Source organism: Microbacterium sp. NPDC076911, assembly GCF_040687125.1.
Classification (GTDB): domain Bacteria; phylum Actinomycetota; class Actinomycetes; order Actinomycetales; family Microbacteriaceae; genus Microbacterium.
This window is the reverse complement of the sequence record NZ_JBFBMP010000003.1, coordinates 193141-217712: the sequence shown is the minus strand read 5'-3', so window position 1 is coordinate 217712 and position 24572 is coordinate 193141. Positions and strand designations below refer to the sequence as shown.

Here is a 24572-nt window from a genome sequence, read left to right as displayed (position 1 = left end):
GAGCCATGGATGCTCCCACTCATGCCTCACCGATGACGCTGATCGACCCGGCCGTCGGGCTTTCCGCCAGCGACGTTGCCGAACGAACTTCTGCAGGCCTGATAAATGCATTCACCGCTGACTCAAGTCGGAGCGCATGGAACATCGTTCGTGCGAATGTCTTCACGCTCTTCAACGGCATAGTTTTCGCGTGCTTTTTCATCCTGTTTGTGCTGGGGCGCTGGCAAGATGCCCTGTTCGGGCTCGCCGCATTTGCAAACTCGATTATCGGCTGCGTACAGGAGTTTCGCGCGAAATCAGCGCTCGACAAACTGGCGCTACTCAACGCACCGCGCGCGCGGGTCCGTCGCGAGCGCGAAGAACTGGAGCTCGTTCCGGGCGAGGTGGTGTTGGACGACATCCTCGTCCTGCGCGCGGGAGATCAGGTTCCTGCAGATGCTGTCATCGTCACGACACGAGCGCTGCAGATTGACGAGTCGATGCTCACCGGCGAGTCCGACGCGGTCGACAAACATCCCGGCGACGAAGCCCTATCAGGCTCGATCGTTGTGGCAGGCGAGGGCGACGCACAAGTCAACCGGGTCGGCGCAGATTCGTACGCGAACAAGTTTGCCGGCGAAGCTAAACGCTTCTCGCTCGTATCGTCAGAGCTGCGCAATTCCATCAATCGTGTGCTGACATGGATGAGCTGGATCATTGGTCCCATGGGGTTGCTTGTGCTCAACGCGCAAATGATGGTTGCGGGAGGGTGGATCAAAGCGTGGGAAAGCGGCGACTGGGTGCAGGCGGTGGTGAACACAATCGCTTCCCTCACAGCAATGATCCCTCTTGGCCTCGTGCTGATGACCTCAATCGCTTTTGCGGTGGGCGCATCGCGGCTGGCGGCCAAGCAGGTCTTGGTAAATGAGCTTCCAGCGGTGGAAGGACTCGCTCGGGTTGATGTGATCTGTCTTGACAAGACGGGAACACTCACTGCCGGAGAGATCGCATTTGATGCGGTGCATGAGCTACCGGACGCTGGGCATGGCGCCACCTCCGCCCTGGCCTGGTTCGGTACTACCCCCGACGCGAACGCCACAGCCAAGTGTCTTCGCGATCCTTTCCCTCTTGCCCAGCGGCTTGACGCCGTTGCCTATGTGCCTTTCTCTTCGGCGCGAAAGTGGAGCGCAGTTTCGTTCGCTGATGGCCCAGTGGGAACATGGGTGTTCGGCGCGCCCGAGATGATCTTTGGCGACCTAGCATCCGATCCAATGACGCCGTTGGGCGCGGTCGTCACCGAGCTGGCTTCGACGGGCCGACGCACGCTCGTTCTTGCCTTCTCGCCCGTAGTAATGGGTGCTGCCGATGTCGAGGCCGAGTCGTTGCCCATGGGGCTTGAGAGCGCCGCCGTCGTCACGTTTCGTGAGCAGGTGCGCGCGGACGCCGCACGGACGCTTGAGTACTTTCGGGAGCAAGGAGTCGGTATCCGTGTGATCTCGGGTGATAATCCGCGCACCGTGGCAGCGATCGCGCGCGAAGTGGGAGTTGAAGTGCACGAAGGGTATGACGCGCGCGCCCTTCCCGAGGATGATGCCGATCTGGCCGACGTGCTGGCCCGGCACCAGGTGTTTGGCAGGGTGACGCCTGAACAAAAGAAGCGCATGGTCGTCGCGCTCCAAAGCCGTGGGCACGTTGTCGCAATGACGGGTGACGGCGTCAACGACGCGCTGGCCATCAAAACCGCTGATATCGGTATCGCCATGAACTCGGGCGCGGCCGCAACGAAGGCTGTGGCTCGGCTGGTACTGCTTGACGGCCAGTTCTCCCATCTGCCCGACGTCGTCGCAGAAGGCCGTCAAGTGATTGCGAACATCGAACGCGTGTCGATGCTCTTTTTGACGAAGACCGCTTATGCGACGGGACTCGCGCTACTGTTTGGGCTACTCGTTCTCGAGTTTCCGTTCTTGCCGCGGCAGCTGTCGATCACTGATGGTTTGACGATCGGCATTCCGGCTTTCTTCCTAGCGTTGATGTCGAACACTCAGCGCTACGTGCCGGGTTTCCTCAAGCGATCGCTCACCTTTGCCATCCCAGCCGGCGCAATTATCGCTGCCGGTCTGACTTTTTACACCGTGGCTGCGACCAGGCTCGAAGTTCCCGAAGCTCAGCTTCGTACCGGTGCGACGATCATCCTTGCCGTTGTGGGTATTTGGGTGCTCACTGTTCTGTCGAGGCCAATCACTCGATTCAAAACACTTGTCATCGGTGCGATGTTCATTGGGCTGGTCGGGGTCTTCACTATTCCACTCGCGACAGAGTTCTTCGAGCTTGTCGACCCCGGTGAACAAGCCGCTTGGCTTGTCGTTGCGGTCACCGTGCTGTCAATCGCGGGTATTGAGATTGTGCGGTTCATTCACCGTCGATACGTCGCGGCATCGCTTCGTCAGACGGATGCTGCGACGTGAGAACGAAAGAACTGACGAGATCTTGGCAGTGCCCATAGCGACACCAGGATGAACGCTTGGGCAACGGTCTGAACAACCAACGACCAATCCCAATCGTCAGTAGCTGCGATCGCCACGATATTCAACACCATCAGAGCGCCGAAGTAGACGGTTGTGAGGACTCGTGAGAGGTTGCTTCCTCGCGATACCCCTGAAGCAACGGCGAGGATAAGCAACCCGAACAGAATGCCCGCGGAACCGAGCAGGGAAATCCCCAGCCTGTCTCCCTGAGCCAACTCGTAGCGGCTGAGCAAGATCAGGATGCCGAGCGCAATGTTCACCAGCGCACTGACGTAGATCAGGACGACGCTGATCGTTACGACGGCGGGGCGGTGCGCGCTTCGGACAGGGCCGGAATCGTCGAGTGTCACGCCACCACCCTATCGGCGGGCTAGCTCGTGCAGCCGATGCGAGTCTGAATGGACTCCATCGCGTCGATCTCGGCGGTTTGGCCAGCGATGATCGAACCGGCTACTTCGAGTACGCGAGCATCGGAACCAAGCTCCACCACCGCATCGGCCATGGGAATGGCGCCTTCGTGGTGTCGAATCATCAACTCGAGAAACAGACAGTCAGCCTCAAGACCGGTAGCAGCCGAAAGCGCGGTGAGTTCCACGGTCGATGCCATACCCATAACGGCCTCGGCCTCCGCATCGGTGAGCGGCTCGTCTGCCGGAACCCCGTGGTCATGGCCAGCTTCGGAGGCCGCCATCCACGCCATCATTGACCCGCCGCCCTGGGGTAGCCCCCACTGCACAAGCCAATCGAACATTTCACCGCGCTGCCCGGCTTGGCCGGTAGCGATGTCGTAGGCCAGAACTCGCAGTTCATCGTCGTCAGTCTTGCGGTAGATCTCCATGGCCATCTCAATGGCTTGTGCATGGTGAACCTGCATATCGCGCGAGAAGCCTGCTTCAGCGGACGACGAGGTTGGATGCGCGCCAACACTGTTTGCGCCGAAAGTAGAAAATCTACCGATGGCGAAGGCCAGACCCATGATGCCGAGCACAGCGAGCGTGATCATCCACCATCGCCAGCGCGACGCTGGCGAAACGGGCTCGTCGGCGCTCACCCGTATCTCTAGCTTTCTTTGCCGGGAGCATCGAGTCCACCCGCACACACGGCGGTGGGCTCGGGCACGTTCTGACTGCGCCAGTACTCCTCGAAGAACTCGCCAATGCGCTCGTCGTCGACCGAGTCGACCTTGAGCTGGTGATTCCAGCCCGAGACCGCAATCGGCGAATCGATGCCCGGGTAGGGCGAGAGAATGGCGTATGACGACGGAAGTTCCGCTTTGAGAGACTCGAGATCGTCACCCGAGATGACGTCGGGGTCGTAGGTTACCCAGACGGCGCCATGCTCCATCGAGTGCACCGCGTTCTCATTGGGCACCGCTTCGCTGTATACGCCGCAGTTCAACCAGATCGAGTTGTGTTCACCGCCGGCGGGCGGCGACTGGTCGTAGTCCACGATGCCCTCCACGTGTGTGGTCGTATGGGCGAACTCCTCGACGCCGGCGATTTCAACGCCCTCACTGCCTGCTTCATAGCTTTGAGGGGGGTCGGGTGCAAACACGACGGATGCTGCGACGAGAGCGACGACAGCAAGCGCCCCCGTCGCTCCGACGATCCACCAGACCAGCTTGCTTCGCTTGCGCTTGGCCATTTGGCGCTGATACTCGGCCAGCTTCTCTTGGCGCTTCGCTTCTCGCTGCTGCTTGACTGACAAATTGATGTCAGCCTGCTTTGCAGGGTTGCCGCTTTGACGTTTATTGGGCGACGAAGAGGACTTCGAACTCATGGGTGATCTCGGCTCGTTGGGCCCGCGGAAAGTGCGGGCGGGGTCGGGACAGAGCCATCCTATGCGGGCTAAACATGGTGTCGGCTGGGAGCCGTTGAGATTCTCGTCGGTTAGCATGGATGAGTCGAATCGATTCGACTTTCCTCGTTTTCTGACCTCTCTTCTCCTTCGAAACGTAGATTACTTTTGCTCGACACCGCGTCAATTCCTACCCAAGCAACTTCCCTCGACGGTCGGCGCACACCCGCGACTCACACCGATGCGATCCGCGCCCTCGGGCCGAACCCAGCTACAGCGCCCATCGTGCTGCATCCGGGCGACTCGATTTCAACTCGGCGCCGGGTTCTCTACATCATTCTGTTGGGCGCGCTGACGGCGCTGGGCCCGTTCACAATCGATCTTTATCTGCCGGCATTCCCCGTGCTGGAAGAGGATTTTCATACCACTGCGGCCGCGATTCAGCTCACGCTGACAGGCACCATGATCGGGTTCGCGTTGGGTCAGCTGGTTGTCGGCCCACTCAGTGACAAGGTCGGGCGCCGTGTCCCACTGATCGCGGTGACCGCCCTTCACGTTGTCGCAAGTGTCGCCGCGGCCCTTGCCCCGACGCTTGAGCTGCTGACGGTCGCACGAGTGCTTATGGGAGCTGGCGCTGCGGCGGGCGGTGTCGTCGCGGCAGCCGTGATACGTGACCTGTTCGGGGGCAAGCGACTGGTGGTGATGCTCTCGCGCATGGCGCTGGTGTCTGGCGTTGCGCCGGTTCTCGCTCCGCTGCTGGGGTCGGCGCTGTTGCTTGTCATGCCGTGGCGGGGAATCTTTCTCGTGCTCGCTGCGTACAGCACGGTGATGTTGATTTCAGCGGCGCTGTTCATTCCTGAAACGCTGCCGCGCGAGCGGCGTCACGAAATGGGCTCGACCACGGTCTGGCAGCGTTACAGAAGTGTCTTCAGCGACCGCGTGTTCGTTGGCGTGCTGATCATTGGCGCGATGACATTCAGCGGCTTGTTCTCTTACCTCTCTGCCTCGCCCTTCCTGTTCCAGCAGGAGTACGCGTTCGACGCACAGCAATACGGGGTGCTCTTCGCGGTCAACTCCGTAGGCGTCGTCGTCGGCGTGCAGATCGGATCTCGCCTGGCCGCCCGCTTCGGCCCTCAGTGGGTGCTGGCGTTCTCGACGGGCGCTCTCGCATTCACCGGCACTGCGATAATCGTGGCGGACTCCCTGGGCCTCGGTATCTGGGGCACCATGATCCCGCTCTTCTTCTTCATGACCAGCTGCGGATTCACGCTCCCTTGCGCGCAGGTGCTCGCTCTTGATCGCCACGGCAAAGCAGCGGGAACGGCTCAGTCGATCGTCGGGGCGGCAAACTTTGGTGTGGCGGGGCTCATCTCACCGATTGTGGGCTGGCTTGCTGTCGGTTCGGGTATCTCAGCAACCACGATGGCGTCGGTCATGGTCGGCTGCGCCGTGGTTGCCGTGCTCTCGCTGTGGTTCATTGTTCGGCCACGCACGGTGGAGCGCCTTGCCCCGTGAGTGTCACAACGCGTGCACAATAGGGCGATGACCGACGAAACGTTCGCAGACCCGGCAGCCAGGCGGCAGCTAGACGCCACTCGACTCTGGCTCGTGCTGGCGGGACTGGTACTCGTGGTGACGGCCACCGCGCTGGGAGCCTGGGCATTTTCTCTGGGCGATGATCCGTTCGCTGTCGACGTGTGGTGGAACACCATTGTGGTGAGTTGGGAGTCGTCGTTCATGCTCGGCTTCTCGCTGTTCATGAATTTTGTCGGCGGTGGGTGGTTCGGCGTGCTCGTGGTGCCGATTGGCTCGACACTTGCGTTGCTCGTCACCGGGCATCGTTGGGGAGCGTTCTATTTGCTGGTCGCACTCATCGCCTCAGCGGGCTTCGTGCAGATTCTCAAGCACCTTTTCGGGCGCGTTCGGCCGGAGGAGATCATCGTGCTGTCTGATCACGGTTCGTTTCCCTCAGGGCACGTCGCGAACGCGGCCACCATGTCGGTCGCCTTCTTGGTGATCTTTCCGCGGCTGTGGGTCTTCGTCGTGGGAACGGCGTGGGTGGCATTGATGGCGCTCAGCCGCACATATGTTCACGCGCATTGGTTGAGCGATACCCTCGGCGGTGCATGCGTGGGTGGGGGTGCAGCGCTGATCGTCGCGGCACTGTTCGTGAGAAAACTCGCTGTCGAAGCCCGAGCGCGCACCGAGACGACGCTGGCGGCCCGCGCATAGGCTGAACGTATGAGTAGCGCCACTCCCGAATCCGAAGCAGCCCAAGCCGAAATCGCACTGTTGCGAGCCAACGCAGCTGCGGCAGCGGCAGAGTTGAAGGCAGCCCAAGCGCGCGCAGCGCTCGCCGAGGCGGAAGCCGCCGCAGCCCGGATGCGCGCCGCTGGCACAGCGAACACAGCGAACACAGCGAACGAAAGCGCAGTCGACACAGACGCAACGCCGCAACCGAAGCGGGCAGTGCCGGCACCAACACCGGACACGGTTGTTGAGTCTGAGTCAGCGACAACGTCTGGACCGCTCGACGCCGCAGGGATAGCAGCCATAGTCGCTGGCTACACCTTCGACGCCGCCACGCTTGATCTTGGCGCGCTGGTCAACGGGGAGGCGGTGCCCGAGGCGCAGGTGCGCATCCCCCTCAGCATGATGAACCGTCACGGCCTGGTCGCCGGCGCCACGGGAACGGGCAAGACACGCACCCTGCAAGGACTGGCAGAACAACTTGCGGAACAGGGCGTGCCCGTGTTCGCGGCTGATATTAAAGGCGACCTTTCTGGCGTCGCGACACCGGGCGAACCGAGCGAGAAACTCCTTGCCCGTACGGAAGCGATTGGCCACAACTGGAAAGCCGAAGCATCCCACACCGAGTATTTTGCGCTGGGCGGTGTCGGAACGGGCGTGCCGGTGCGCGCGACTGTTTCGGGGTTCGGGCCGCTGCTATTGAGCAAGGTGCTTGGGCTCAACGACACTCAGGAGTCGAGTCTGGGATTGGTTTTTCACTATGCCGATCAGCACGGTCTCGCGCTCGTCGACCTATCGGATCTGCGCGCAGTGCTCACCTATCTGACGGGCGACGAAGGAAAAGCCGAGTTGAAGAAGCTGGGCGGACTCTCGCCAGCGACAGTCGGGGTCATCTTGCGTGAGCTGATCACATTTGCCGACGACGGGGCAGACGTTTTCTTCGGCGAGCCCGAATTTGACGTGATGGATTTTCTCCGCACGGCGAGCGACGGTCGTGGCATCATCAGCCTGCTCGAAGTTCCCGGCATCATCGACAAACCAGCGCTGTTCTCAACTTTTCTGATGTACCTGCTGGCCGAACTCTTCGAGACCTTGCCGGAGGTCGGCGATCTCGACAAGCCGAAGCTCGTCTTCTTCTTCGATGAGGCGCATTTGCTGTTTCGGGATGCATCCAAAGACTTCATCGCGGCAATCGTGCAGACCGTGCGATTGATTCGGTCGAAGGGTGTCGGCGTTTTCTTTGTGACGCAAACTCCCAAAGACGTGCCCTCGGATGTGCTCGGACAGCTGGGTTCGCGGGTGCAGCACGCGTTGCGCGCGTTCACCCCTGACGATGCCAAGGCTTTGCGCGCCTCAGTGGGCACGTACCCGAAGTCAAGCTATGACCTTGAGCGGGTGCTACAAGAGCTGGGCACCGGTGAAGCGATCGTCACCGTCATGAGCGAGAAGGGCGCGCCAACGCCCGTGGCATGGACGAGATTGCGGGCACCGCAAGGGCTGATGTCTCCGACGCCTGAGTCAGCGGTCATCACCACGATCGAGGCGTCACCATTGCTGGCGAAGTACGGCACTGCAATTGACCGGGAGTCGGCGCGTGAGATCCTCAGCGCGAAGATGGCGGCGGCAGATGCTGCGGTAGCACAAGCCGCGGCCGCGGCCGCGGCCGAGAAGGCAAAGGTAGACGCCGAGTTCGCGAAGCAACAGGCAGCCATAGACAAGGCTCAAGCGGCGGCTGACAAGAAAGCGCAGCGAGAGTACGAGCGTCTGTTGAAGAAGACCTCCTCACGCACTACGCGCAGCACACAGAAGTCGCCGATAGAACAAGTACTGGGATCGAAATCCACGCAGACAATCCTGAACGGAGTGATCCGCGGGATCTTCGGCACCGGGCGCCGGTGAACCCTTACCCTTGGCATATGTCGAGGAAACCGCCCACCCGTGACATCGACGAAGCGAAGCTGCGCACCACCGCCAACAAGAAGGTTGCGGTCGGCGTGCCGGCGGTCTTGCACGCCCTGAAGATCGCAAACGACCAGATGGGAGTGGGGCGCAGCGTTCAGACGCTGCTGAAGGTAAATCAGAAGGATGGCTTCGATTGCCCCGGGTGCGCCTGGCCCGAAGAAGACAAGCGCCATCTCGCGGAGTTCTGCGAGAACGGGGCGAAGGCTGTGGCCGAGGAAGCGACTCTGCGGCGGGTGGGTCCTTCTTTTTTTGCTGAGCACTCGGTAGCAGAACTCGACTCTCACGATGACTGGTGGCTCGGGCAGCAGGGCAGAATCACTCATCCGATGGTGCTTGACGAGGGTGCGACTCACTATCGCCCCATCTCGTGGGACGACGCGTTACGCGATATCGGCGATGCGCTGAGCGCTCTCGAGGACCCGAATGACGCGGTGTTCTACACGTCGGGGCGCACCTCGAATGAGGCCGCTTTCCTCTATCAGCTTCTCGTGCGAGGTCTTGGTACGAACAATCTTCCTGACTGCTCGAACATGTGTCACGAGTCATCGGGATCGGCCCTGACTGAGACGATCGGCATCGGTAAGGGGACAGTGTCGATCGACGACATTCACAATGCTGATCTGCTGATCGTTGCGGGGCAAAACCCGGGCACGAACCATCCACGCATGCTCAGCGCCCTTGAAAAAGCGAAGCAACGTGGGGCCACGATCATTGCGGTCAACCCGCTGCCTGAGGCGGGGCTCATGCGGTTCGAGAACCCGCAAACGGTTCGCGGCGTCGCTTTCGGTGGCACCACGCTCGCCGACGGCTTCTTGCAGATTCGCCTGGGCGGCGACCAGGCTCTCTTTCAAGCGATCGGCAAACACCTGCTCGAGTACGAAGCTGAATCAGGCGACGTGCTTGACCATGAGTTCATTGATGCCCACACCAGTGGTCTCGACGCTTATCGGCGTTTGATGATGAATGCTGAGTGGAGCGAGCTTGTCGCGGCGACGGGTCTGCCCGAGGAGTTGTTGCGGCGATTGGGCGAGACCGTACGCGCGTCAAAGGCGACCATCGTCTGCTGGGCAATGGGCCTCACCCAACACAAGCACTCGGTAGCGACCCTGCGCGATGTCGTGAATGTGTTGCTGTTGCAGGGCAATATCGGGCGACCCGGAGCTGGAGTGTGCCCCGTGCGCGGACACTCCAATGTGCAGGGCGATCGCACCATGGGCATCTATGAGAAGCCCTCAGAAACGTTTCTTGAGTCGCTTGACCGGGAGTTCGGATTCGAGGCGCCTCGCAAGCATGGCTTTGACACGGTGGAGGCCATCCGCGCGATGCGTGACCGCAAGGTGCGCTTTTTCATGGGTATGGGCGGCAACTTCGTCAGTGCAACACCCGACACGGGCGTGACCGAGGCGGCGATGCGTTCCGTTGATCTGACGGTGCAGGTGTCGACCAAACTCAACCGCTCCCACACGGTGGTCGGCAAGCGCGCGATGATTCTGCCAACCCTCGGTCGCACAGACAGAGACCAACGCAGCGGACGCGATCAACGGGTGTCGGTGGAGGATTCGATGGGGGCGGTTCATGCGTCGCGCGGACGCTTAGCGCCGCCGTCAGAGGAACTGCTGAGCGAAGTCGCCATCGTGGCGCGCATCTGCGCGTACGTGTTCGGGGAGCGACCGGCGACGAGTTCACTCCCGGCCAATGCTCCGCGTGCCGACTGGGCGTCGCTTGAAAGCAACTATGCGCGGGTGCGGGAGCACATCGCACGAGTGATTCCCGGCTTCGAAGACTATGAGAAGCGGATTGACAAGGGACGCACTTTCTTCTTGCCCAACGCTCCGCGCGATGAGAGACGCTTCGACACGAGCGATGGCAAGGCACATTTCACCACGAACACGCTGGAGTATCCGGTGATACCACCCGGCCGTCTGCTCCTTCAGACTCTGCGGTCACACGATCAGTACAACACCACGATCTATGGCAAAGACGACCGTTATCGAGGCATTCACGGCGGGCGCAGAGTGGTGATGGTAAATGCGCACGACATAGCGCAACTCGGTTTTGTTGACGGAGACATTGTTGATCTGGTGTCGGAGTGGACGGGTCCCGATGGCGCCGTGCAAGAGCGTCGCGCCGACGAGTTCCGCATCGTGGCGTACTCCACCCCGCGCGGCAACGCCGCCGCGTACTATCCCGAGACGAACGTCCTGGTGCCCCTTGACTCGATCGCAGACGTGAGTGGCACGCCTACGTCGAAGTCGGTGATAGTCAGGCTGGAGCATCGAGGCTGAATGCCTCCCAGCATGCGCACCCTGGCCAGGGCGCAGGGTAGCGTACTGTTCCCGTTCGCATCAGCCCGAACCTACGGCGGTGAATCGGTGCCTAACATGAGGCCATGAGTGAACTGACAGCACCGACTGGCCGCGAAGAGCCGTTGCGCGCGATGCCGCGCGAGAACGGTGACGTCCCGAGGGCACTCGTGCTCGGCGCCACTGGCTACATCGGAGGCCGCCTCGTTCCTCGGCTACTCGCAGCGGGATACCGCGTTCGCGTGCTCGCGCGCGACGCGAAGCGCGCGGCCTCATTCTCGTGGGGCAACGAGGTTGAGATTGTCGAGGGAGCGGCTGAAGACACCGAGGCGATGCGCGAGGCAGCGAGCGACGTCGACGTGCTGTTTTATCTTGTGCATTCCATGGCTGCGGGCAGCGGCTTCGAAGATGCGGATCTGGCTGCGGCGCATAACGTCGCGCGCGCGGCAGCTGGCGCATCCATTTCTCGGATTGTCTATCTCGGCGGCCTCCATCCTGCCGGGGTCGACCTGTCGCCACACCTGCGTTCGCGGGTCGCTGTCGGTGAGGTCTTTCTGTCCAGTGGCGTGCCGACTCTGGTTTTGCAGGCAGGCGTCGTGATCGGGTCTGGCTCGGCATCATTCGAGATGGTGCGCCATCTCACCGATGTGCTGCCGTACATGCCCGCGCCGCGCTGGGTGCGCAACCACATTCAGCCAATCGCGGTGCGCGACGTGCTGCACTATCTGCTTGGTGCCGCGCGGGTGCCATCAGAGGTGAATCGTGCCGTCGACGTCGGCGGCCCGGATGTCTTGCGGTACGGCCAGATGATGAACGGCTACGCCGTCGAGGCGGGATTGAAACAACGGCCGATCGCATCCCTCCCGGTGTTCACTCCGGGGCTCGCTTCTCACTGGGTGAACCTTGTCACACCGATTCCCCGATCGATCGCGCGGCCATTGGTCGCGTCGCTGCAGAACGAGTGCGTGATGAAGGATCACGATGTCGACGACCTCATTCCACCGCCGGCAGACGGGCTGACACCTTATCGTCAAGCGGTCGGTCTTGCGCTCGGTCGTGTGAATGACGACACCGTTGAGACGAGCTGGCAAGACAGCGAAGTTCTTGGAGTGCCCAGCGACCCCCTGCCGAGCGACCCCGACTGGGCAGGTCGAGTCGTGTTCGTCGATGAGCAGCGGGTCACCACGCCCGCATCATCCGAGGAGCTATGGCGGGTGATTGAGGGCATTGGTGGGGACAACGGGTGGTATTCATCGCCAGTGCTGTGGGCGGTGAGAGGCTGGATGGACCGCCTGGTCGGGGGGATCGGTTTGGCCCGTGGTCGGCGAAGCCGCGCTCGACTATCGGTCGGTGACGCGCTCGACTTCTGGCGAGTCGAGGCAATTGAGTCGGGAGAGTTTCTGCGGCTGCGCGCAGAGATGAAGGTGCCTGGCCTGGCCTGGCTCGAGCTGCGGGCCACCGCGTCATCCGAAGGGTCCATCTACCACCAGCGCGCGGTGTTCTTTCCCGACGGTCTCGCTGGGCGGCTTTACTGGCTCGCAGTGCTGCCGTTTCACGGGTTCATCTTTAAAGGAATGGCCAGTCGCATCACCGCGGCAGCAGAGGCGTCTTCAGCCGAAAACCTGGAATGAGGCCGAGGTCGGTTGCATAGACCTACGCTGGAGGAATGAGTTTGCGCGCGGCCGTGGTGACGGTCTCTGATCGGTCTTCGCGAGGTGAGCGCACCGACACCAGTGGTCCGGCGGCGGTTGCTGCATTGCGCGACGGTGGCTTTGACTGCGACGACGCTGTCGTGGTGCCTGACGGTGCCGACAGCGTTGAACAGGCGCTTCGATCGATCGTGGCTACAGGGGCCGCCCTCATCGTCACGACCGGCGGCACGGGCATAGCGCCGCGAGATCAGACTCCAGAAGGAACGGCGCGGGTCATCGAGCGCGAGATTCCCGGCATCGTCGAAGAGTTGCGCCGCCTTGGTTTGGCCGAAAAGCCTGCGGCCATGTTGTCACGCGGCCTCGCGGGTGTTGTCGGCGCCACCCTCATCGTCAACCTGCCAGGCTCGAGCGCAGCGGTGCGCTCAGGCATGCCGGTGGTCTTGTCAGTGGCGACGCACGTCGCCGACCAGCTCAGCGGGGGAGACCACTGATGCCCGTTCGGCTCGCATCCATCTCAGAATCGCCGCTCGACCTCGACGCACACCTCGAGGCCGTCGCAGATGCCAGCGCAGGCGCCGAGACCACGTTCGTCGGGCGAGTGAGAAATCACGATCCCGATGCCACCACCCCCGTGGTTGCCCTCGAATACAGCTCGCACCCTGACGCCGAGGCGACGCTGCGCCGTATCGCCGACGATGCGATCGCTCATACCGGTGCTTTCGTTGCGGTGAGCCACCGGGTGGGGCGGTTGAGTGTGGGTGACGCTGCCGTCGTGATCGCTGTGACGTCCTCCCACCGCGCCGAGGCCTTCGATGTATGCCGCAAGGTGATCGAGTCGATCAAAACAGATTTGCCGGTGTGGAAGCGGCAGGTGGAAAGCGACGGCACGACCGCGTGGAAAGGTCTCGGCGGGTAGCGCCGAGACCAGGCTGTCAGCCGCCAGCGAATGGGGGCAGTACGTCGACGAGGTCATCGTCAGCGAGGGCGATCTCATCATCGACCCGTGCGCCGCCGACCAGAACAGCGCACCGGGGAAGGATGCTACCGAGTCCCGGCCGCTCGGAGGTGAGAGCGGCGCGCAAGGCGGCGAGTGTCGGCTCAGAGCGCGACTCTTCGCTCACCCCCGCGAGCTCTTCCGCGGCGGCGAAGTATCGAACGCGAGCCATCAGGCAGTCTCCTCGGTATTCCAGGTGCGCGCCAACGCCGTGATCGTCGCGACAGCGGCAGCCACGTCAGCAGGGTTGCCGCCCGCGCGTCCCGCGACGAGACCCGCGACAAACGCACTGAACGGCGCCGCAGGGCGCGCTACGCCAACGGCAACGTCTTTCGCGAGATCGAGAATCAGCGAGATCGGCACGTCTTCGGGAGCCAGGTCGAACTGCGTGCGCAGCGCGGCTGCCCAGTCGCTCAACGCTTCGGGTGGGAGAGTGCGGGGTTGCTCGCTCATTGTGGCTCCTCGCGACGATCAACTGAGTGGCAGGCACGCTCGCGTGCCTTTGCAAGATCTTCCCACGTATCCACGTCTTCGGTCAGGGCCGCAGGAGCGCCCAGCACCGTAATGGCAAGATCGTGCATGAGAGACCGGACGGCGGTGTTGTGTCCTCGATCAGGTAGCGCAGCTGCTGCGCGGCGCAACGATCTCATGCGATAGATTCCGATCAGCCACTGCGGTCGCGATGATTGATCGCCGAGGCACACACCGTCTGAGTCGTCTGGTAACAGTGGCAGCGATTCGCGCAGTCGCGCGACGGCGGTGTGGATCTGAGGCAGATCACACGCGAGCAGAAACACCCACGCAGGGTCTGTGTTATCGGACCATGACTCGATGGCCGCGACTGTGCCAGCCACCGGTCCGCCGAACGGGGGATCCTCGCGAACCCACTGAACCTCGAGTGCGTGGTCTAGAACGTCACCAGCCACAATGATCGGTCGCGCGTCAGCTTCGACGACGGCGGAATACGTTGCGCGCAAAAGCGTTTCGTTGCCCACTTCGAACAGCGGTTTGCTGGCTCCACCCACGCGGGATGCCCTGCCCCCCGCGAGCAAAATGGCTCCCAGCGTCGGCGTCATTCGCCGGGGCGCACCCAGTCGCCGCTCTTGCCGCCGGTCTTGTGTGTGATGCGGACATTCTCGATCGACGTTCCTTTGTCGAGCGCCTTCACCATGTCAACGATGGCCAGCCCGGCAACGGCGACGGCCGTGAGAGCTTCCATCTCGACGCCCGTGCGATCGGCGGTGCGCACAGTTGCTTCCACCGACACTCCGCCATCTTCAATGGTGACGTCAACGGTAGCTCCGTGAACACCGATCACATGCGCCAGTGGCAAGAGCTCAGGTGTGCGCTTGGCCGCTTGAATGCCGCTGATTCGGGCAACGGCGAGTACGTCTCCTTTGGGCACGCTCCCGTCGCGCAAGGCAGCGACCACCTCGGGGGCGCAACGCACGAAACCACGTGCCGTCGCAGCGCGAACAGCCGGCTGTTTTTCGGTGACATCGACCATGCGAGCGTGGCCCGCAGCATCCAAATGAGTAAAGCTCATGACAAAAGCATGACATCGACCGGGTCGCCAGCGTTCACTGCCGGCACATCGGCTGCAACGAATGCGTACGCTTCGGCGCGCCCGAGCCCACCAGCGAGGTGAGACCCGCCGCTCGTGGCAGGCACCGCCTTCCATGCACTCGGATCCGAACGATCAATGGTGACAGGCAAGAACTGTGCCCGCGAGGGCGGCGTTCGCCATGCGGATGCCGCCGGAAGCGTGATGACGTGGCGGGTGAGAGAAGTTCTGCCCATCATGGCTGAGATTGCGGGCCGCACAAAGACCTCGAAGGATACTGCGGCACTGACAGGGTTGCCCGGCAACCCAAAGAGCAATGTGCCCTGCGGCGAGGTGCCGAACGCTTGAGGCTTGCCCGGCTGCATGCGCACCTTGCTGAAGGTCATCTGCTCGCCGAGCGTATTCTTGACGACTTCGTAGGCACCCGCGCTCACGCCACCCGTGAATACGACGACGTCCGCGCCGAGGGCTTCGCTTTCGGCAATGGCCCGCAACGGTCCGTCGCCGTCATCTGTCACCGTGGTGCGCAATACGAGTTCGGCGCCCGCTTCAACCACAAGCCCAGCGAGCAGTGCGCTGTTTGATTCGGGAATCTGTCCGTGCAGCAACGGCTCCCCGGGTGGCACCAGCTCGCTGCCGGTGGAAACTACGGCAACCCGGGGGCGCTGGGCAACGGTGACTTCTGCTACGCCCGCTGCTGCTGCCGCGCCCACTTGGAGAGGGCCGAGCACGATGCCCGGTGCGAGAATCTCATCTCCCACTTCGGCGTCGCCGCCGCGCCGCCGCGTGTGAGCGCCTACAGCCCGCGGGGCGTGCAACACGGTGATCTGACCGAGCGAGTCGCTGAGTCCGTCGAGAGTATCTTCAAACGGCACGACCGCCGTTGCATCGCTCGGCAGGGGAGAGCCAGTCATGATGCGTGCGGCCTCGCCAGACGCCACTGCGGGATCAAGTGCGGTACCCGCCGGAAGGTCGGCGACAACGCTCAATGCCACCGGATGGTCTGTCGAAGCTGCGGCCACATCTTCATATCGCACCGCAAAGCCGTCCATCGCGGAGTTGTCGAATACCGGAATATCAACCGCGGCGAAAACAGGTGCGGCCAAGGTGCGGCCGCACGCGTCGGCGATGGGAACCGACTCAGCGTCAACCACTCGCACGGCGTCAAGCACTGTTGCGAGGTGGTCGGCGATCTCGATCAGATCGTTGCGGTCGTCACTCATGCGGGAACAACCTCGCGCTGCGCGACAGACCACGCATCCATGCCGCCCTCGAGCACACTCGCCGAGTGGCCCGCAGCGATAAGAGCATGCGCGGCTCGTTCCGCACGCATGCCGCCTTTGCAGACAATGACAACCGCACCGGTGCCAGCAAGCGAGGGGTTCTGCAAAAGCTGCTGTAGCGGTATCCGCGTGGCACCCGCGATGATTCCCGCGGAAGTCTCGCTGGGTTCGCGCACGTCGATGATTGTGGCGCCGGCCTGCTGGGCAGTCAGCGCCTCAACGGGGGTCAGCTGCGCCACCAGCGGAAGCGGTGGCGTGTGCCTGTTCGCTGCCGCCGTCGATGGCCGCAGTGGCACTTCGTCGCTGCGACCACGAAGAGCGTCGATGATCACCACTCGACCCAGGAGCGGCTCGCCCGTGCCGGTGATCAGCTTGATCGCTTCGGTGGCCAGGAGCGCGCCGACCTGCATGCACAGCGACCCCAGTACGCCCACTTCAGAGCAACTCGGCACGGTGCCCACCGATTCCGGAGGGTACAGATCGCGCAACAGCACCGCGGGCGTTCCCGGTGGCGGTGATGACCAGAACACGGTGGCCTGCGCGTGGAACTCCTGCACGACCCCCCACACAAGGGGAGTGCCGAGCGATTCGCACGCCGCAGCGACGACTTCGCGCGTTTCGAAGGTATCGGTACCGTCGATGACCACATGAGCGCCCGCAAGCATTGCCGAGGCATTCGCTGCGGTGACCCGCTCCCTGACGGTGTGCACAACGCTCTGTGAGAGGTCTTGCGCCACGCGCCTCGCCGAGTCGACCTTCGGATGCCCGACGTCGCTTCGACGGTGCATGATCTGCCGTTGCAGGTTTGACACTTCGACGTCGTCGTCGTCAATGATGGTGAGCTCGCCGACGCCGGCGGCTGCAAGGGCGAGCACGACGGGTGACCCGATGCCGCCCGCGCCGATCACCGCGACATGCGCGGCAGCGAGTCGGCGTTGAGCGACGTCGCCGAAACCGGCGAGAATCGCGTGCCGCGCAGTGCGGGCAGCCTCATCGGCATCGAGCATGTCGAGGGGGTCAACGAGGGGAGGCAGGGGCATTCCCCCAGGGTAAACCTCAGTCGAGGCAGAGGGGCTATCGAACGCACATGCGGAACAAAAATGAATCTTCATCCGCATTTGCGGTGATAACCTGCTCTCTGTGCCCGCCTACAAGATCGCCGAAGCTGCGCGCCTTCTCGGCGTGAGTGACGATACAGTTCGCCGGTGGGTTGACGCCGGCACTCTGGCCACGACGGGAGCGTCGCCCGCAGAGATCGCCGGCGAGGTCGTGGCCGCACACGCGGCGGAGCTCGCGAAGGCGCCACGCGACCCCACCGACGTGCTCTCCAGTGCTCGGAACCGATTCGTGGGCATCGTTACTCGCATTCAACGTGATGGCGTGATGGCTCAGGTAGACATTCAAGCGGGACCCCAGCGGATCGTCTCATTGCTCTCGGCCGAGGCGGTTGATGATCTTGGGCTTGAGGTTGGCTCGCTATCGGTAGCCGTCGTCAAAGCGACCAACGTGATCATCGAATCGCCGAGGAAGTGACGTGTCGAAGCGACTTCGTCGGTTGCCAGCAGCCTTTGTTGCCGGGGCAATAAGCCTTGCGATTGTCGGCTGTGGCAACGGTGACGCGACCTCGGTCGACGACCCGGGCGCCGAGTTGCATGGAGAGCTCACCATCTTCGCCGCGGCGTCGCTAGGCGCTGCATTCAATGAGTTGGCGAGTGAGTTCGAAGAGATGCATACCGCTGTCGACATTCGGCCGATCTCGTATGACGGTTCAAGTGTGCTGGCTACACAGCTGATTGAGGGTGCCCCGGCTGACGTGTTCGCTTCTGCCGACGAGAGAAACATGATCAGAGTCGTCGGCGAATCGTTGGCTGACAACGCTCAGTTCTTCGCCTCGAACACGCTGGTGATCGCCGTTCCGTCCACCAACCCAGGCGAGGTGACGAGCATCACGGATCTTGCGGATCCCGATTTGACGGTCGTGCTCTGCGCGCCCGAGGTGCCGTGTGGCTCGGCCGCGCAAACTCTGCTTGGTTATGGCGACGTGCACGTGGTCGCAGCGAGTCTTGAACAGAACGTCACCGCAGTGCTCACCAAGGTCGCCGCGGGAGAAGCCGACGCGGGGCTCGTCTACGCCAGCGATGTGCAGGGTCGCGACGACGTCGAGGTGATCGTGCCAGAGGGCGCGGAGAGCGTTGTGAACCATTACCCGATCGCGTCGCTTCTTGATGCGTCTGATCCCGAGATTGCTCAGGCATTCATCGGCTACGTGCTGAGCGACGATGGGCAGGCTGTGCTGCAGTCGTGGGGATTCGACACGCCATGAACCACAGCGGATTCATCCCTCGTGTGCTCGCCATCCCTGCTGTCGTCGGTCTTGCGCTGCTGATTCTGCCGCTCGTCGCGCTCGTTGGGCGTGTCGAGTGGTCGACGCTCTTGAGTGACATCACGTCTGCCCAGGCCTTGTCGGCGCTCGGACTCTCGCTTTTTACGGGCTTGGTTGCCACTGCCGTGTGTGTCGTCGTCGGGGTGCCTCTCTCCCTTGTCATTGCAAGAAGCGGTTCTCGTACGGCGGCGTTGTTGCGTGCGCTCGTCACCATTCCGCTCGTGCTTCCGCCGATGGTTGGCGGCGTGGCGCTGTTGTTTCTCTTCGGCCGCACCAGTTGGCTCGGTGGCATTCTCGGAGAGTGGGGCATTCAGGTGCCTTTCACCACCGGGGCGGTCATTATCGCCCAGGCCTTCGTTGCATTGCCCTTTCTCGTGCTGGCACTCGAAGGCTCGTTGCGTGCGACAGGAGTGGGGTACGAGCAGGCTGCCGCTGCTCTCGGGGCGGGGCGCTGGACTGTGCTTCGGCGGATCACCCTGCCGCTCGCCGCCCCGGGCTTGATCGCTGGTGTCGTGCTGTGCTTCGCACGCGCGGTGGGCGAGTTCGGTGCCACCGCCTTGTTTGCGGGAAACGCTCCGGGTGTCACTCAGACGATGCCGCTCGCCATTTATACGGCTTTCAACGGGGCAGGCGTGACCCAGGGCACCGCTGTCGCACTCTCGCTCTTGTTGCTGATTACCGCGATCACCGTGCTGTTGCTCGTTCGAGCCTGGCGGCCGGAGGCCCAGCGATGACGGGCGAGGCGCTTTCCGCGCGAGTCTTAGTTCAGCGAGCCGGCTTCACCCTCGATGCATCGTTGAGCGTAGCGGCCGGTGAAGTAACGGCGCTGATGGGCCCGAGTGGCGCGGGAAAATCTACTTTGCTGAGCGTGCTCGCCGGTCTGACTCGCTTAGGCGAAGGCGAGGTCACAGTGGGCGATCGGGTTTTGGATGCGGCGCCCCGCCCGCACACGCATATTGCCCCACCTGAACGTCGCGTTGTGCTGCTCAGCCAAGAGCCGAGACTGTTCCCTCACCTCAGCGCACACACGAATATCGCGTTCGGACTGCGGGTACGCGGCGTGCCTGCAGCTACAGCAAACACTTCAGCAGACGAGTGGTTGTGGCGTGTCGGCCTCGCGGGGATGGGCGAGCGCCGCCCTGCAGCGCTATCGGGCGGGCAGCAGCAGCGGGTCGCACTTGCGCGAGCGCTCGCTACTTCGCCCTCGGTGCTATTGCTCGACGAACCGCTGACATCGCTCGACACCGAGACGGCAGGAGATGTGCGGGCGCTCCTGCACGAGCAGCTCACAGCAACCCGTGCGACCGCGATCGTCGCGACGCATGACGCAGTCGATGCCGTATCTCTGGCGACTAGCCTCATCGTTCTCGAAGCGGGCAAGGTGACCCAGCAGGGGCCCGTGCGTGAAGTGCTCGCCGAGCCCGCCACACGCTTCACCGCTGTCGTGGCGGGGCTCAATCGAGTGCAGGGAACGGTGAGCGGGGGTGTGTGGAACAGCGGCCCACTGCGGATCGAGCGCGGGAATGATGAATCGGCGCGGGCAAGCACGGCTATTTTCCGGCCTGCTGACGTGCACCTGGAAGCGATCGAGGCGACCACATGGACCGGGGCCTTACGGTTGTCAGGCCGTATTGAAGCACGCGAGGGCGAATGGATCTCGCGAGTGACGCGGCTTGAGCAGACGCCGTCGGGCGTGCGTGTGCGTACGGAAGAGCCCGAAGTGATCGTCGATCTGTCAGCGGACCGCATCGCCGGACTCGGCATCGCACCCGGTTTGCCGGTTCGGCTTCGTATTGCTCCCGCTGACATTCGCTTCAGCACACCTCTAGACTCGCCGAGTGACCCAGATTCGACCATTTCGCCCAGGTGATGAGCCGGCTCTCGCCCGTATCTGTCTCAAGACCGCCGATGCAGGAACCGACGCGACCGGAGTTTTTGACGACGACGAGATCTGGGCAGAAGTATTCGTGCTGCCGTATGTCGCGCAGCATCCCGAACTGGCTTTTGTTGTAGAAACTGACGACGGGCGAGTTGCGGGATACGTGGTGGGTGCGACGGACACGAGAAGCTTTGAAGATTGGTTTGCCACGTCATGGTGGCCGCAATTCGCCGATCGGTGGCCGCGGCCGGTGAAAGAGACCACCCGGCAAGACGGCACACTGATCTATGCCTATAGCCGTCGTGGCGGCGCCGAACCGTACGGAGACGACTATCCAGCGCACCTGCACATCGACCTCCTCCCCGAATTGCAGGGGCAGGGATGGGGCCGCAAGCTCATCGACGTTCTTTGTGTAGAACTCCGCTCGCGTGATGTGCAGGGACTGCACCTTGTCGCTTCGGCTGACAATCTCGGTGCGCTGGCCTTCTACGAGCGGCTCGGCTTTGCCCCGCTCCGCTCACACGCGGGTGTACAGGCGTTCGGAATGCACCTGAACTAGCGCGCAGCCACCAGGCGGCCGCCGTCAAGGCGCACCACGCGGTCGACCAAACCAGCAGGCACAGTCACATGTGAGATCAGCACCACGGCCTGGTCGTCACCGACAGCGGACAGCAGGTCAGTGAGCAGGGCATCTGACGCATCAGCATCGACGCCTGCCGTGGGCTCGTCGAGCACCAGGACCGGAAAGCCGCGCAGCAGCGCGCGAGCGAGCGCGATGCGTTGAGCTTGCCCGCCAGATACGAGCGAGCCGCGCTCGCCGACCCGCGCGTCAAGACCACCGCGTTCAATGAGCCAGGTGCCAAGTCCGACGCGTTCCAGCGTGGCGACAAGTTCTTGATCGGTCGCGCGCGGTTTGGCGAACACCAGATTCTGACGGATATCTTCGTCGAAGAGCATGGGATGTTGTTCGCAGAGGCCGACGGCGAGACGCAGATCATCGCTGGCGAGATCAGCGACTGGCTGTGAGCCGATGTCGTAACGGCCTTCGGTCTCGAGAAAACGCACCAAAGCGTGCGCGAGCGTGGATTTTCCAGAGCCGCTGGAGCCGATGATTAACAGGCGCTCGCCGGGATGAACGTCCAGATCGATGCCGCGCAGTGACGGTGCGCTTGCACCGGGCCATGAAACCGTGGCGTCGCGCAGATGCACCCCGTCGCCGAGCGCGGGGACATCGCTCGTGGGCGCGATTGTGTCATTCACCATCTCTCGCGGTAACTCTGTCGGCACCAAGTCGGCAATGCGTTCGGCGGAGGCGCGGACCTGCCGCCATGATGACGCAGCCATCGGCACGGCGGTGAACACTTCGAACACGGCCATCGGTATCAACACCGCAACCGCGAGTGACGGGCCAGTGAGGTTTCCTGCGGCGATTCCCGGCGCAGCGACGAGCACGGCCGCAATCGACGCAGCGCCCGCCATCAGTGACACGATCGCCGTCGTGCCTGCTTGTGCTGCAGCGCGACGCACCACCGCGTGGCCCAGTGCACGATCTGCCTCGACGATGCGATCGCGGCTTTGACTCTCGGCGCCGAATGCGATGAGTACATCAAGGCTTCCGAGATGATCCGTCACGGCGTCGGCCAAGCGGGCACGCAGTGGCGCGATCGCTCGTTCGCTTCGCGCGCCTGATGCCCAGCCCCAAAGCGCTGCTACGAGCCCTGCCACGACGAGACATGCGAGCAATGTCAGTGCTGCCGGCCACCAGACAAAGGCGACGAGCACCACAGCTGCCGCAGCGACTGCGGCAGATGACACGAGCGGCTGCACGACCCGCAGCGGAAGATTCTGCAACTCATCGACGTCATCGACCAGCGCGCCCAACACCGAACCGCGGCCAGAGCGGGCAAGGCCCGCAGGCGCGAGAGGAATCAAGCGGCGAACAAGCGAAGCTCGGGTCGTGGCGAGCTGGCGCAGGGCGGCGTCGTGGCCGGTCAGACGTTCTAGGTAGCGGAAGGTGGCACGAGAAAGCGCGAAGAATCTCACCCCAACGACCGCGGCCGACAGATATAGCACGGGCGGCTGTTCACCGGCCCGCACGATGAGCCAGGCACTGACGGCGAGCAGTGCGACCGCCGAGGCTTCTGAGGCGAACCCCGCAGCCAACGACCACCAGAACCGGCGCGTCGGGGGCATCGCGCCTCGCAGCACGTCTGCAGCAGTGTGCCGGTCAGTCTGAGATGTCATCTGTGTCATCTGTGTCATATGCCCACCTCTAAGGGTGCGACGGGAGACGCAGCCAGACGCACAGTCTGATCGGCAATCTTTCGGGCGGTTGAGCGATGAGAGATCAGCAGCACAACTGCGCCGCGATCGGCGAGTGTGCGCACCGAGAGCCAGAGTCTGTTCTCGGTGTCGGAGTCGAGCGCAGCGCTCGGTTCGTCTAGGGCGATGACATCGGCAAACCCGCGCAGGTGTCGGTAGAACGCCCGAGCGACAGCAACTCGGTGTGCTTGGCCGCCCGACAGCCCCGCGCCCTGCACGCCGAGCGCAACGTCGGGGTGAATCTCGTCGGCGCACGCAAGGGCCAGCGCATTCTCGACTATCGCTTCGTCGATGGCTGGATCGCCGAGTACGACATTCTCACGCACGGTACCAGCGAGCAGTCCGGCTTGTTGACCTGCCCAGGCAAGCCACTCCGACGGTGCGAGGGCGTCGACTCCTGTGTCGCCAAGACATGCGCTCCCGCTGAAGGCCGCGGCACCGCGCAGCGCGGCGAAGATGCTCGATTTGCCTGCTCCGCTGGGGCCCTCGAAGAGAGTTACAGAGCCTGGTGTCGCGGCGAATGACACGGGCGGCAGAACGCGGTCGCCGTAGGAGACTTGCAGGCTCGACACGCGCAGTGCGGTAGTTGGCACCGGCAGCGCGTTCGGTTGCTGGCGTGAGGGCGGAGCCTCGAGTGCGCGACCCTTGCGGGCAGCATCCAAGACTTCGAACACATCATCAGTGGCAGCGACGCCCTCGGCCGCGGCATGGAACTGCACGCCGACTTGCCGAAGCGGCAGATACGCCTCGGGAGCGAGAAGGAGCACGAAGAGGCCGACGGCGAGGACCATTGCGCCGTCAATCAAACGGAAACCGATCGACACGGCGATAATCGCCACCGAGATACTGGCCAAGAACTCAAGCGCGAACCCTGACAGGAATGACACGCGCAGAACGCGCATGGTTTCGCGACGGTAGTCATCGGTGACACGCTCGATCGAAGCCGCCGCGCGATGTTGCCGACCGAAGATCTTGAGCGTTGACAGGCCCTGCACCGTGTCCGCGAATCGCGAGGCGAGGTGCTGAAGCGTCTTCCACTGCTGCCGTTGCACTTTTTCAGTAGCGAGACCAATCAGCACCATGAAGATCGGGATGAGCGGAAGCGTCAACACGACGGTCAACCCTGAAATCCAGTCAGACCACCACATCACGATGATGAGCAGGGGAGTGGCGACAGCGGTCTGCACCAACTGCGGTAGGTAGCGACCGAAGTAGGCCTCAAGCGCGTCGAGGCCCCGCCCTGCCGTCACTGCCAACTCGGTGGAGTTGCGGCGCCCCAGCCAACCGGGGCCAAGCTCTCCCACTGCGGTGACCAGCGCAGCGCGCAGTTGTGTTTGCACTCTGGATGCTGCGCGGGCCGCGATCGATTCCCGTGCCCACAGCAACACAGCGCGTGCGGCAACCACCGCCGCGAGAAGGGCGAGGGTCGGGGCCAATGCCGACACCGATTCGCCTTCGATCGCCGCGACGATCGCCTGCGTGAGCAACCATGCGAAGGCAACGATCAAGCCGGTGTGAAGCAGCGCGACGATAGCGATCGCAACGAAGAATGCGCGAGACGCTCTCGCATAGCGCAGCAGACGCGGATCGACGGGGGCGCCCCGTGTGCGCGGGGGCGCTTCAGCATCCGACTCGTGATTCACAACCCTCTGACTCTACCGCCGTGACCCTCGTGTGCT

The 24572-nt window shown here is 63.0% G+C and carries 24 protein-coding genes; 13 read left to right on the top strand and 11 right to left on the bottom strand.

What is annotated here, in order from left to right:
- Window positions 1–5: 5 nt before the first annotated feature.
- Window positions 6–2444: an HAD-IC family P-type ATPase gene (locus AB0O81_RS05815; RefSeq protein ID WP_363582172.1), complete on the top strand. Its 2439-nt coding sequence runs from the start codon at window positions 6–8 to the stop codon at window positions 2442–2444.
- Here the strand turns inward: AB0O81_RS05815 and AB0O81_RS05810 are convergent.
- The 3 genes from AB0O81_RS05810 to AB0O81_RS05800 are packed head-to-tail and all read right to left on the bottom strand — an operon-like array spanning window position 2423 to window position 4283.
- Complete coding sequence (locus AB0O81_RS05810) at window positions 2423–2854, bottom strand: hypothetical protein (RefSeq protein WP_363582170.1); 432 nt, start codon at window positions 2852–2854, stop codon at window positions 2423–2425. The genes AB0O81_RS05815 and AB0O81_RS05810 overlap by 22 nt on opposite strands.
- 20 nt (window positions 2855–2874) lie before the next feature.
- Window positions 2875–3555, bottom strand: coding sequence for a DUF305 domain-containing protein (locus AB0O81_RS05805; RefSeq protein ID WP_363582168.1), 681 nt, complete (start codon window positions 3553–3555; stop codon window positions 2875–2877).
- 8 nt (window positions 3556–3563) lie between these two features.
- Window positions 3564–4283: a DUF3105 domain-containing protein gene (locus AB0O81_RS05800; RefSeq protein ID WP_363582166.1), complete on the bottom strand. Its 720-nt coding sequence runs from the start codon at window positions 4281–4283 to the stop codon at window positions 3564–3566.
- Between the two features lie 204 nt (window positions 4284–4487).
- Between AB0O81_RS05800 and AB0O81_RS05795 the strand changes: the two genes are divergently transcribed.
- The 7 genes from AB0O81_RS05795 to AB0O81_RS05765 all read left to right on the top strand — a co-directional run bounded on the left by AB0O81_RS05795 (window position 4488) and on the right by AB0O81_RS05765 (window position 13384).
- Window positions 4488–5816, top strand: coding sequence for a multidrug effflux MFS transporter (locus AB0O81_RS05795; RefSeq protein ID WP_363582630.1), 1329 nt, complete (start codon window positions 4488–4490; stop codon window positions 5814–5816).
- A gap of 27 nt (window positions 5817–5843) precedes the next feature.
- A complete protein-coding gene (locus AB0O81_RS05790) occupies window positions 5844–6533 on the top strand; it encodes a phosphatase PAP2 family protein (protein ID WP_363582165.1) in 690 nt (229 codons plus the stop codon).
- Between the two features lie 9 nt (window positions 6534–6542).
- The gene (locus tag AB0O81_RS05785; protein ID WP_363582163.1) at window positions 6543–8450 is read left to right on the top strand and encodes a helicase HerA-like domain-containing protein; all 1908 of its coding nucleotides are present in this window, start codon (window positions 6543–6545) and stop codon (window positions 8448–8450) included.
- A 17-nt stretch (window positions 8451–8467) separates the two neighbouring features.
- Window positions 8468–10798, top strand: a complete 2331-nt coding sequence (locus AB0O81_RS05780) for an FdhF/YdeP family oxidoreductase (protein ID WP_363582161.1) — start codon at window positions 8468–8470, stop codon at window positions 10796–10798.
- 104 nt (window positions 10799–10902) lie between these two features.
- Window positions 10903–12447 (top strand): SDR family oxidoreductase, encoded by a 1545-nt coding sequence (locus AB0O81_RS05775; RefSeq protein WP_363582159.1) that lies wholly within the window; start codon window positions 10903–10905, stop codon window positions 12445–12447.
- A 35-nt stretch (window positions 12448–12482) separates the two neighbouring features.
- Window positions 12483–12959 (top strand): MogA/MoaB family molybdenum cofactor biosynthesis protein, encoded by a 477-nt coding sequence (locus AB0O81_RS05770; RefSeq protein WP_363582157.1) that lies wholly within the window; start codon window positions 12483–12485, stop codon window positions 12957–12959.
- Entirely contained in the window at window positions 12956–13384 is a 429-nt protein-coding gene (locus AB0O81_RS05765; RefSeq protein WP_363582628.1) for a molybdenum cofactor biosynthesis protein MoaE, read from the top strand. Before AB0O81_RS05770 ends, AB0O81_RS05765 begins: the two co-directional genes overlap by 4 nt.
- Window positions 13385–13400: 16 nt before the next feature.
- Here the strand turns inward: AB0O81_RS05765 and AB0O81_RS05760 are convergent, their stop codons facing one another.
- The 6 genes from AB0O81_RS05760 to AB0O81_RS05735 are packed head-to-tail and all read right to left on the bottom strand — an operon-like array spanning window position 13401 to window position 17349.
- Complete coding sequence (locus tag AB0O81_RS05760; protein WP_363582155.1) at window positions 13401–13634, bottom strand: MoaD/ThiS family protein; 234 nt, start codon at window positions 13632–13634, stop codon at window positions 13401–13403.
- A complete protein-coding gene (locus AB0O81_RS05755; RefSeq protein WP_363582153.1) occupies window positions 13634–13915 on the bottom strand; it encodes a DUF6457 domain-containing protein in 282 nt (93 codons plus the stop codon). The genes AB0O81_RS05760 and AB0O81_RS05755 overlap by 1 nt, the downstream gene beginning before the upstream one ends.
- Window positions 13912–14538, bottom strand: coding sequence for an NTP transferase domain-containing protein (locus tag AB0O81_RS05750; RefSeq protein WP_363582151.1), 627 nt, complete (start codon window positions 14536–14538; stop codon window positions 13912–13914). Before AB0O81_RS05750 ends, AB0O81_RS05755 begins: the two co-directional genes overlap by 4 nt.
- A complete protein-coding gene (gene moaC, locus AB0O81_RS05745) occupies window positions 14535–15008 on the bottom strand; it encodes a cyclic pyranopterin monophosphate synthase MoaC (protein WP_363582149.1) in 474 nt (157 codons plus the stop codon). The genes AB0O81_RS05750 and moaC overlap by 4 nt, the downstream gene beginning before the upstream one ends.
- Window positions 15005–16249, bottom strand: a complete 1245-nt coding sequence (gene glp / locus AB0O81_RS05740) for a gephyrin-like molybdotransferase Glp (RefSeq protein ID WP_363582147.1) — start codon at window positions 16247–16249, stop codon at window positions 15005–15007. Before glp ends, moaC begins: the two co-directional genes overlap by 4 nt.
- Window positions 16246–17349 (bottom strand): ThiF family adenylyltransferase, encoded by a 1104-nt coding sequence (locus AB0O81_RS05735; RefSeq protein WP_363582145.1) that lies wholly within the window; start codon window positions 17347–17349, stop codon window positions 16246–16248. Before AB0O81_RS05735 ends, glp begins: the two co-directional genes overlap by 4 nt.
- 100 nt (window positions 17350–17449) lie before the next feature.
- On the opposite strand from AB0O81_RS05735, the gene AB0O81_RS05730 reads away from it, so the two are divergent.
- Genes AB0O81_RS05730 through AB0O81_RS05710 form a run of 5 tightly spaced genes read left to right on the top strand, consistent with a single transcriptional unit; the run spans window position 17450 to window position 21130 of the window.
- Complete coding sequence (locus AB0O81_RS05730) at window positions 17450–17842, top strand: TOBE domain-containing protein (protein ID WP_363582143.1); 393 nt, start codon at window positions 17450–17452, stop codon at window positions 17840–17842.
- A 1-nt stretch (window position 17843) separates the two neighbouring features.
- On the top strand, window positions 17844–18632 hold the full coding sequence (modA, locus tag AB0O81_RS05725) for a molybdate ABC transporter substrate-binding protein (RefSeq protein WP_363582141.1): 789 nt from the start codon (window positions 17844–17846) through the stop codon (window positions 18630–18632).
- Window positions 18629–19426, top strand: a complete 798-nt coding sequence (locus tag AB0O81_RS05720; protein ID WP_363582139.1) for an ABC transporter permease — start codon at window positions 18629–18631, stop codon at window positions 19424–19426. Before modA ends, AB0O81_RS05720 begins: the two co-directional genes overlap by 4 nt.
- Window positions 19423–20562 carry an ABC transporter ATP-binding protein gene (locus AB0O81_RS05715; protein WP_363582137.1) on the top strand — a complete coding sequence of 380 codons (1140 nt, stop codon included), beginning with the start codon at window positions 19423–19425 and terminating at the stop codon, window positions 20560–20562. Before AB0O81_RS05720 ends, AB0O81_RS05715 begins: the two co-directional genes overlap by 4 nt.
- Complete coding sequence (locus AB0O81_RS05710) at window positions 20531–21130, top strand: N-acetyltransferase (RefSeq protein WP_363582135.1); 600 nt, start codon at window positions 20531–20533, stop codon at window positions 21128–21130. The genes AB0O81_RS05715 and AB0O81_RS05710 overlap by 32 nt, the downstream gene beginning before the upstream one ends.
- Here the strand turns inward: AB0O81_RS05710 and cydC are convergent.
- A complete protein-coding gene (gene cydC / locus AB0O81_RS05705; RefSeq protein WP_363582133.1) occupies window positions 21127–22815 on the bottom strand; it encodes a thiol reductant ABC exporter subunit CydC in 1689 nt (562 codons plus the stop codon). The two genes, AB0O81_RS05710 and cydC, sit on opposite strands and share 4 nt — an antisense overlap.
- 14 nt (window positions 22816–22829) lie before the next feature.
- Window positions 22830–24536, bottom strand: a complete 1707-nt coding sequence (gene cydD / locus AB0O81_RS05700) for a thiol reductant ABC exporter subunit CydD (protein ID WP_363582131.1) — start codon at window positions 24534–24536, stop codon at window positions 22830–22832.
- Window positions 24537–24572 lie beyond the last annotated feature (36 nt).

What these genes read in the sequence shown, in the direction of transcription:
- AB0O81_RS05715 (WP_363582137.1), top strand. Translation starts at nt 19,423, where the DNA reads ATGACGGGCGAGGCGCTTTCCGCGCGAGTCTTAGTTCAGCGAGCCGGC.
- AB0O81_RS05780 (WP_363582161.1), top strand. Translation starts at nt 8,468, where the DNA reads ATGTCGAGGAAACCGCCCACCCGTGACATCGACGAAGCGAAGCTGCGC.
- moaC (WP_363582149.1), bottom strand. Translation starts at nt 15,008, where the DNA reads ATGAGCTTTACTCATTTGGATGCTGCGGGCCACGCTCGCATGGTCGAT.
- AB0O81_RS05775 (WP_363582159.1), top strand. Translation starts at nt 10,903, where the DNA reads ATGAGTGAACTGACAGCACCGACTGGCCGCGAAGAGCCGTTGCGCGCG.
- AB0O81_RS05800 (WP_363582166.1), bottom strand. Translation starts at nt 4,283, where the DNA reads ATGAGTTCGAAGTCCTCTTCGTCGCCCAATAAACGTCAAAGCGGCAAC.
- glp (WP_363582147.1), bottom strand. Translation starts at nt 16,249, where the DNA reads ATGAGTGACGACCGCAACGATCTGATCGAGATCGCCGACCACCTCGCA.
- AB0O81_RS05785 (WP_363582163.1), top strand. Translation starts at nt 6,543, where the DNA reads ATGAGTAGCGCCACTCCCGAATCCGAAGCAGCCCAAGCCGAAATCGCA.
- cydC (WP_363582133.1), bottom strand. Translation starts at nt 22,815, where the DNA reads ATGACATCTCAGACTGACCGGCACACTGCTGCAGACGTGCTGCGAGGC.
- AB0O81_RS05750 (WP_363582151.1), bottom strand. Translation starts at nt 14,538, where the DNA reads ATGACGCCGACGCTGGGAGCCATTTTGCTCGCGGGGGGCAGGGCATCC.
- AB0O81_RS05815 (WP_363582172.1), top strand. Translation starts at nt 6, where the DNA reads ATGGATGCTCCCACTCATGCCTCACCGATGACGCTGATCGACCCGGCC.
- AB0O81_RS05735 (WP_363582145.1), bottom strand. Translation starts at nt 17,349, where the DNA reads ATGCCCCTGCCTCCCCTCGTTGACCCCCTCGACATGCTCGATGCCGAT.
- AB0O81_RS05760 (WP_363582155.1), bottom strand. Translation starts at nt 13,634, where the DNA reads ATGGCTCGCGTTCGATACTTCGCCGCCGCGGAAGAGCTCGCGGGGGTG.
- AB0O81_RS05790 (WP_363582165.1), top strand. Translation starts at nt 5,844, where the DNA reads ATGACCGACGAAACGTTCGCAGACCCGGCAGCCAGGCGGCAGCTAGAC.
- AB0O81_RS05770 (WP_363582157.1), top strand. Translation starts at nt 12,483, where the DNA reads ATGAGTTTGCGCGCGGCCGTGGTGACGGTCTCTGATCGGTCTTCGCGA.
- AB0O81_RS05755 (WP_363582153.1), bottom strand. Translation starts at nt 13,915, where the DNA reads ATGAGCGAGCAACCCCGCACTCTCCCACCCGAAGCGTTGAGCGACTGG.
- AB0O81_RS05720 (WP_363582139.1), top strand. Translation starts at nt 18,629, where the DNA reads ATGAACCACAGCGGATTCATCCCTCGTGTGCTCGCCATCCCTGCTGTC.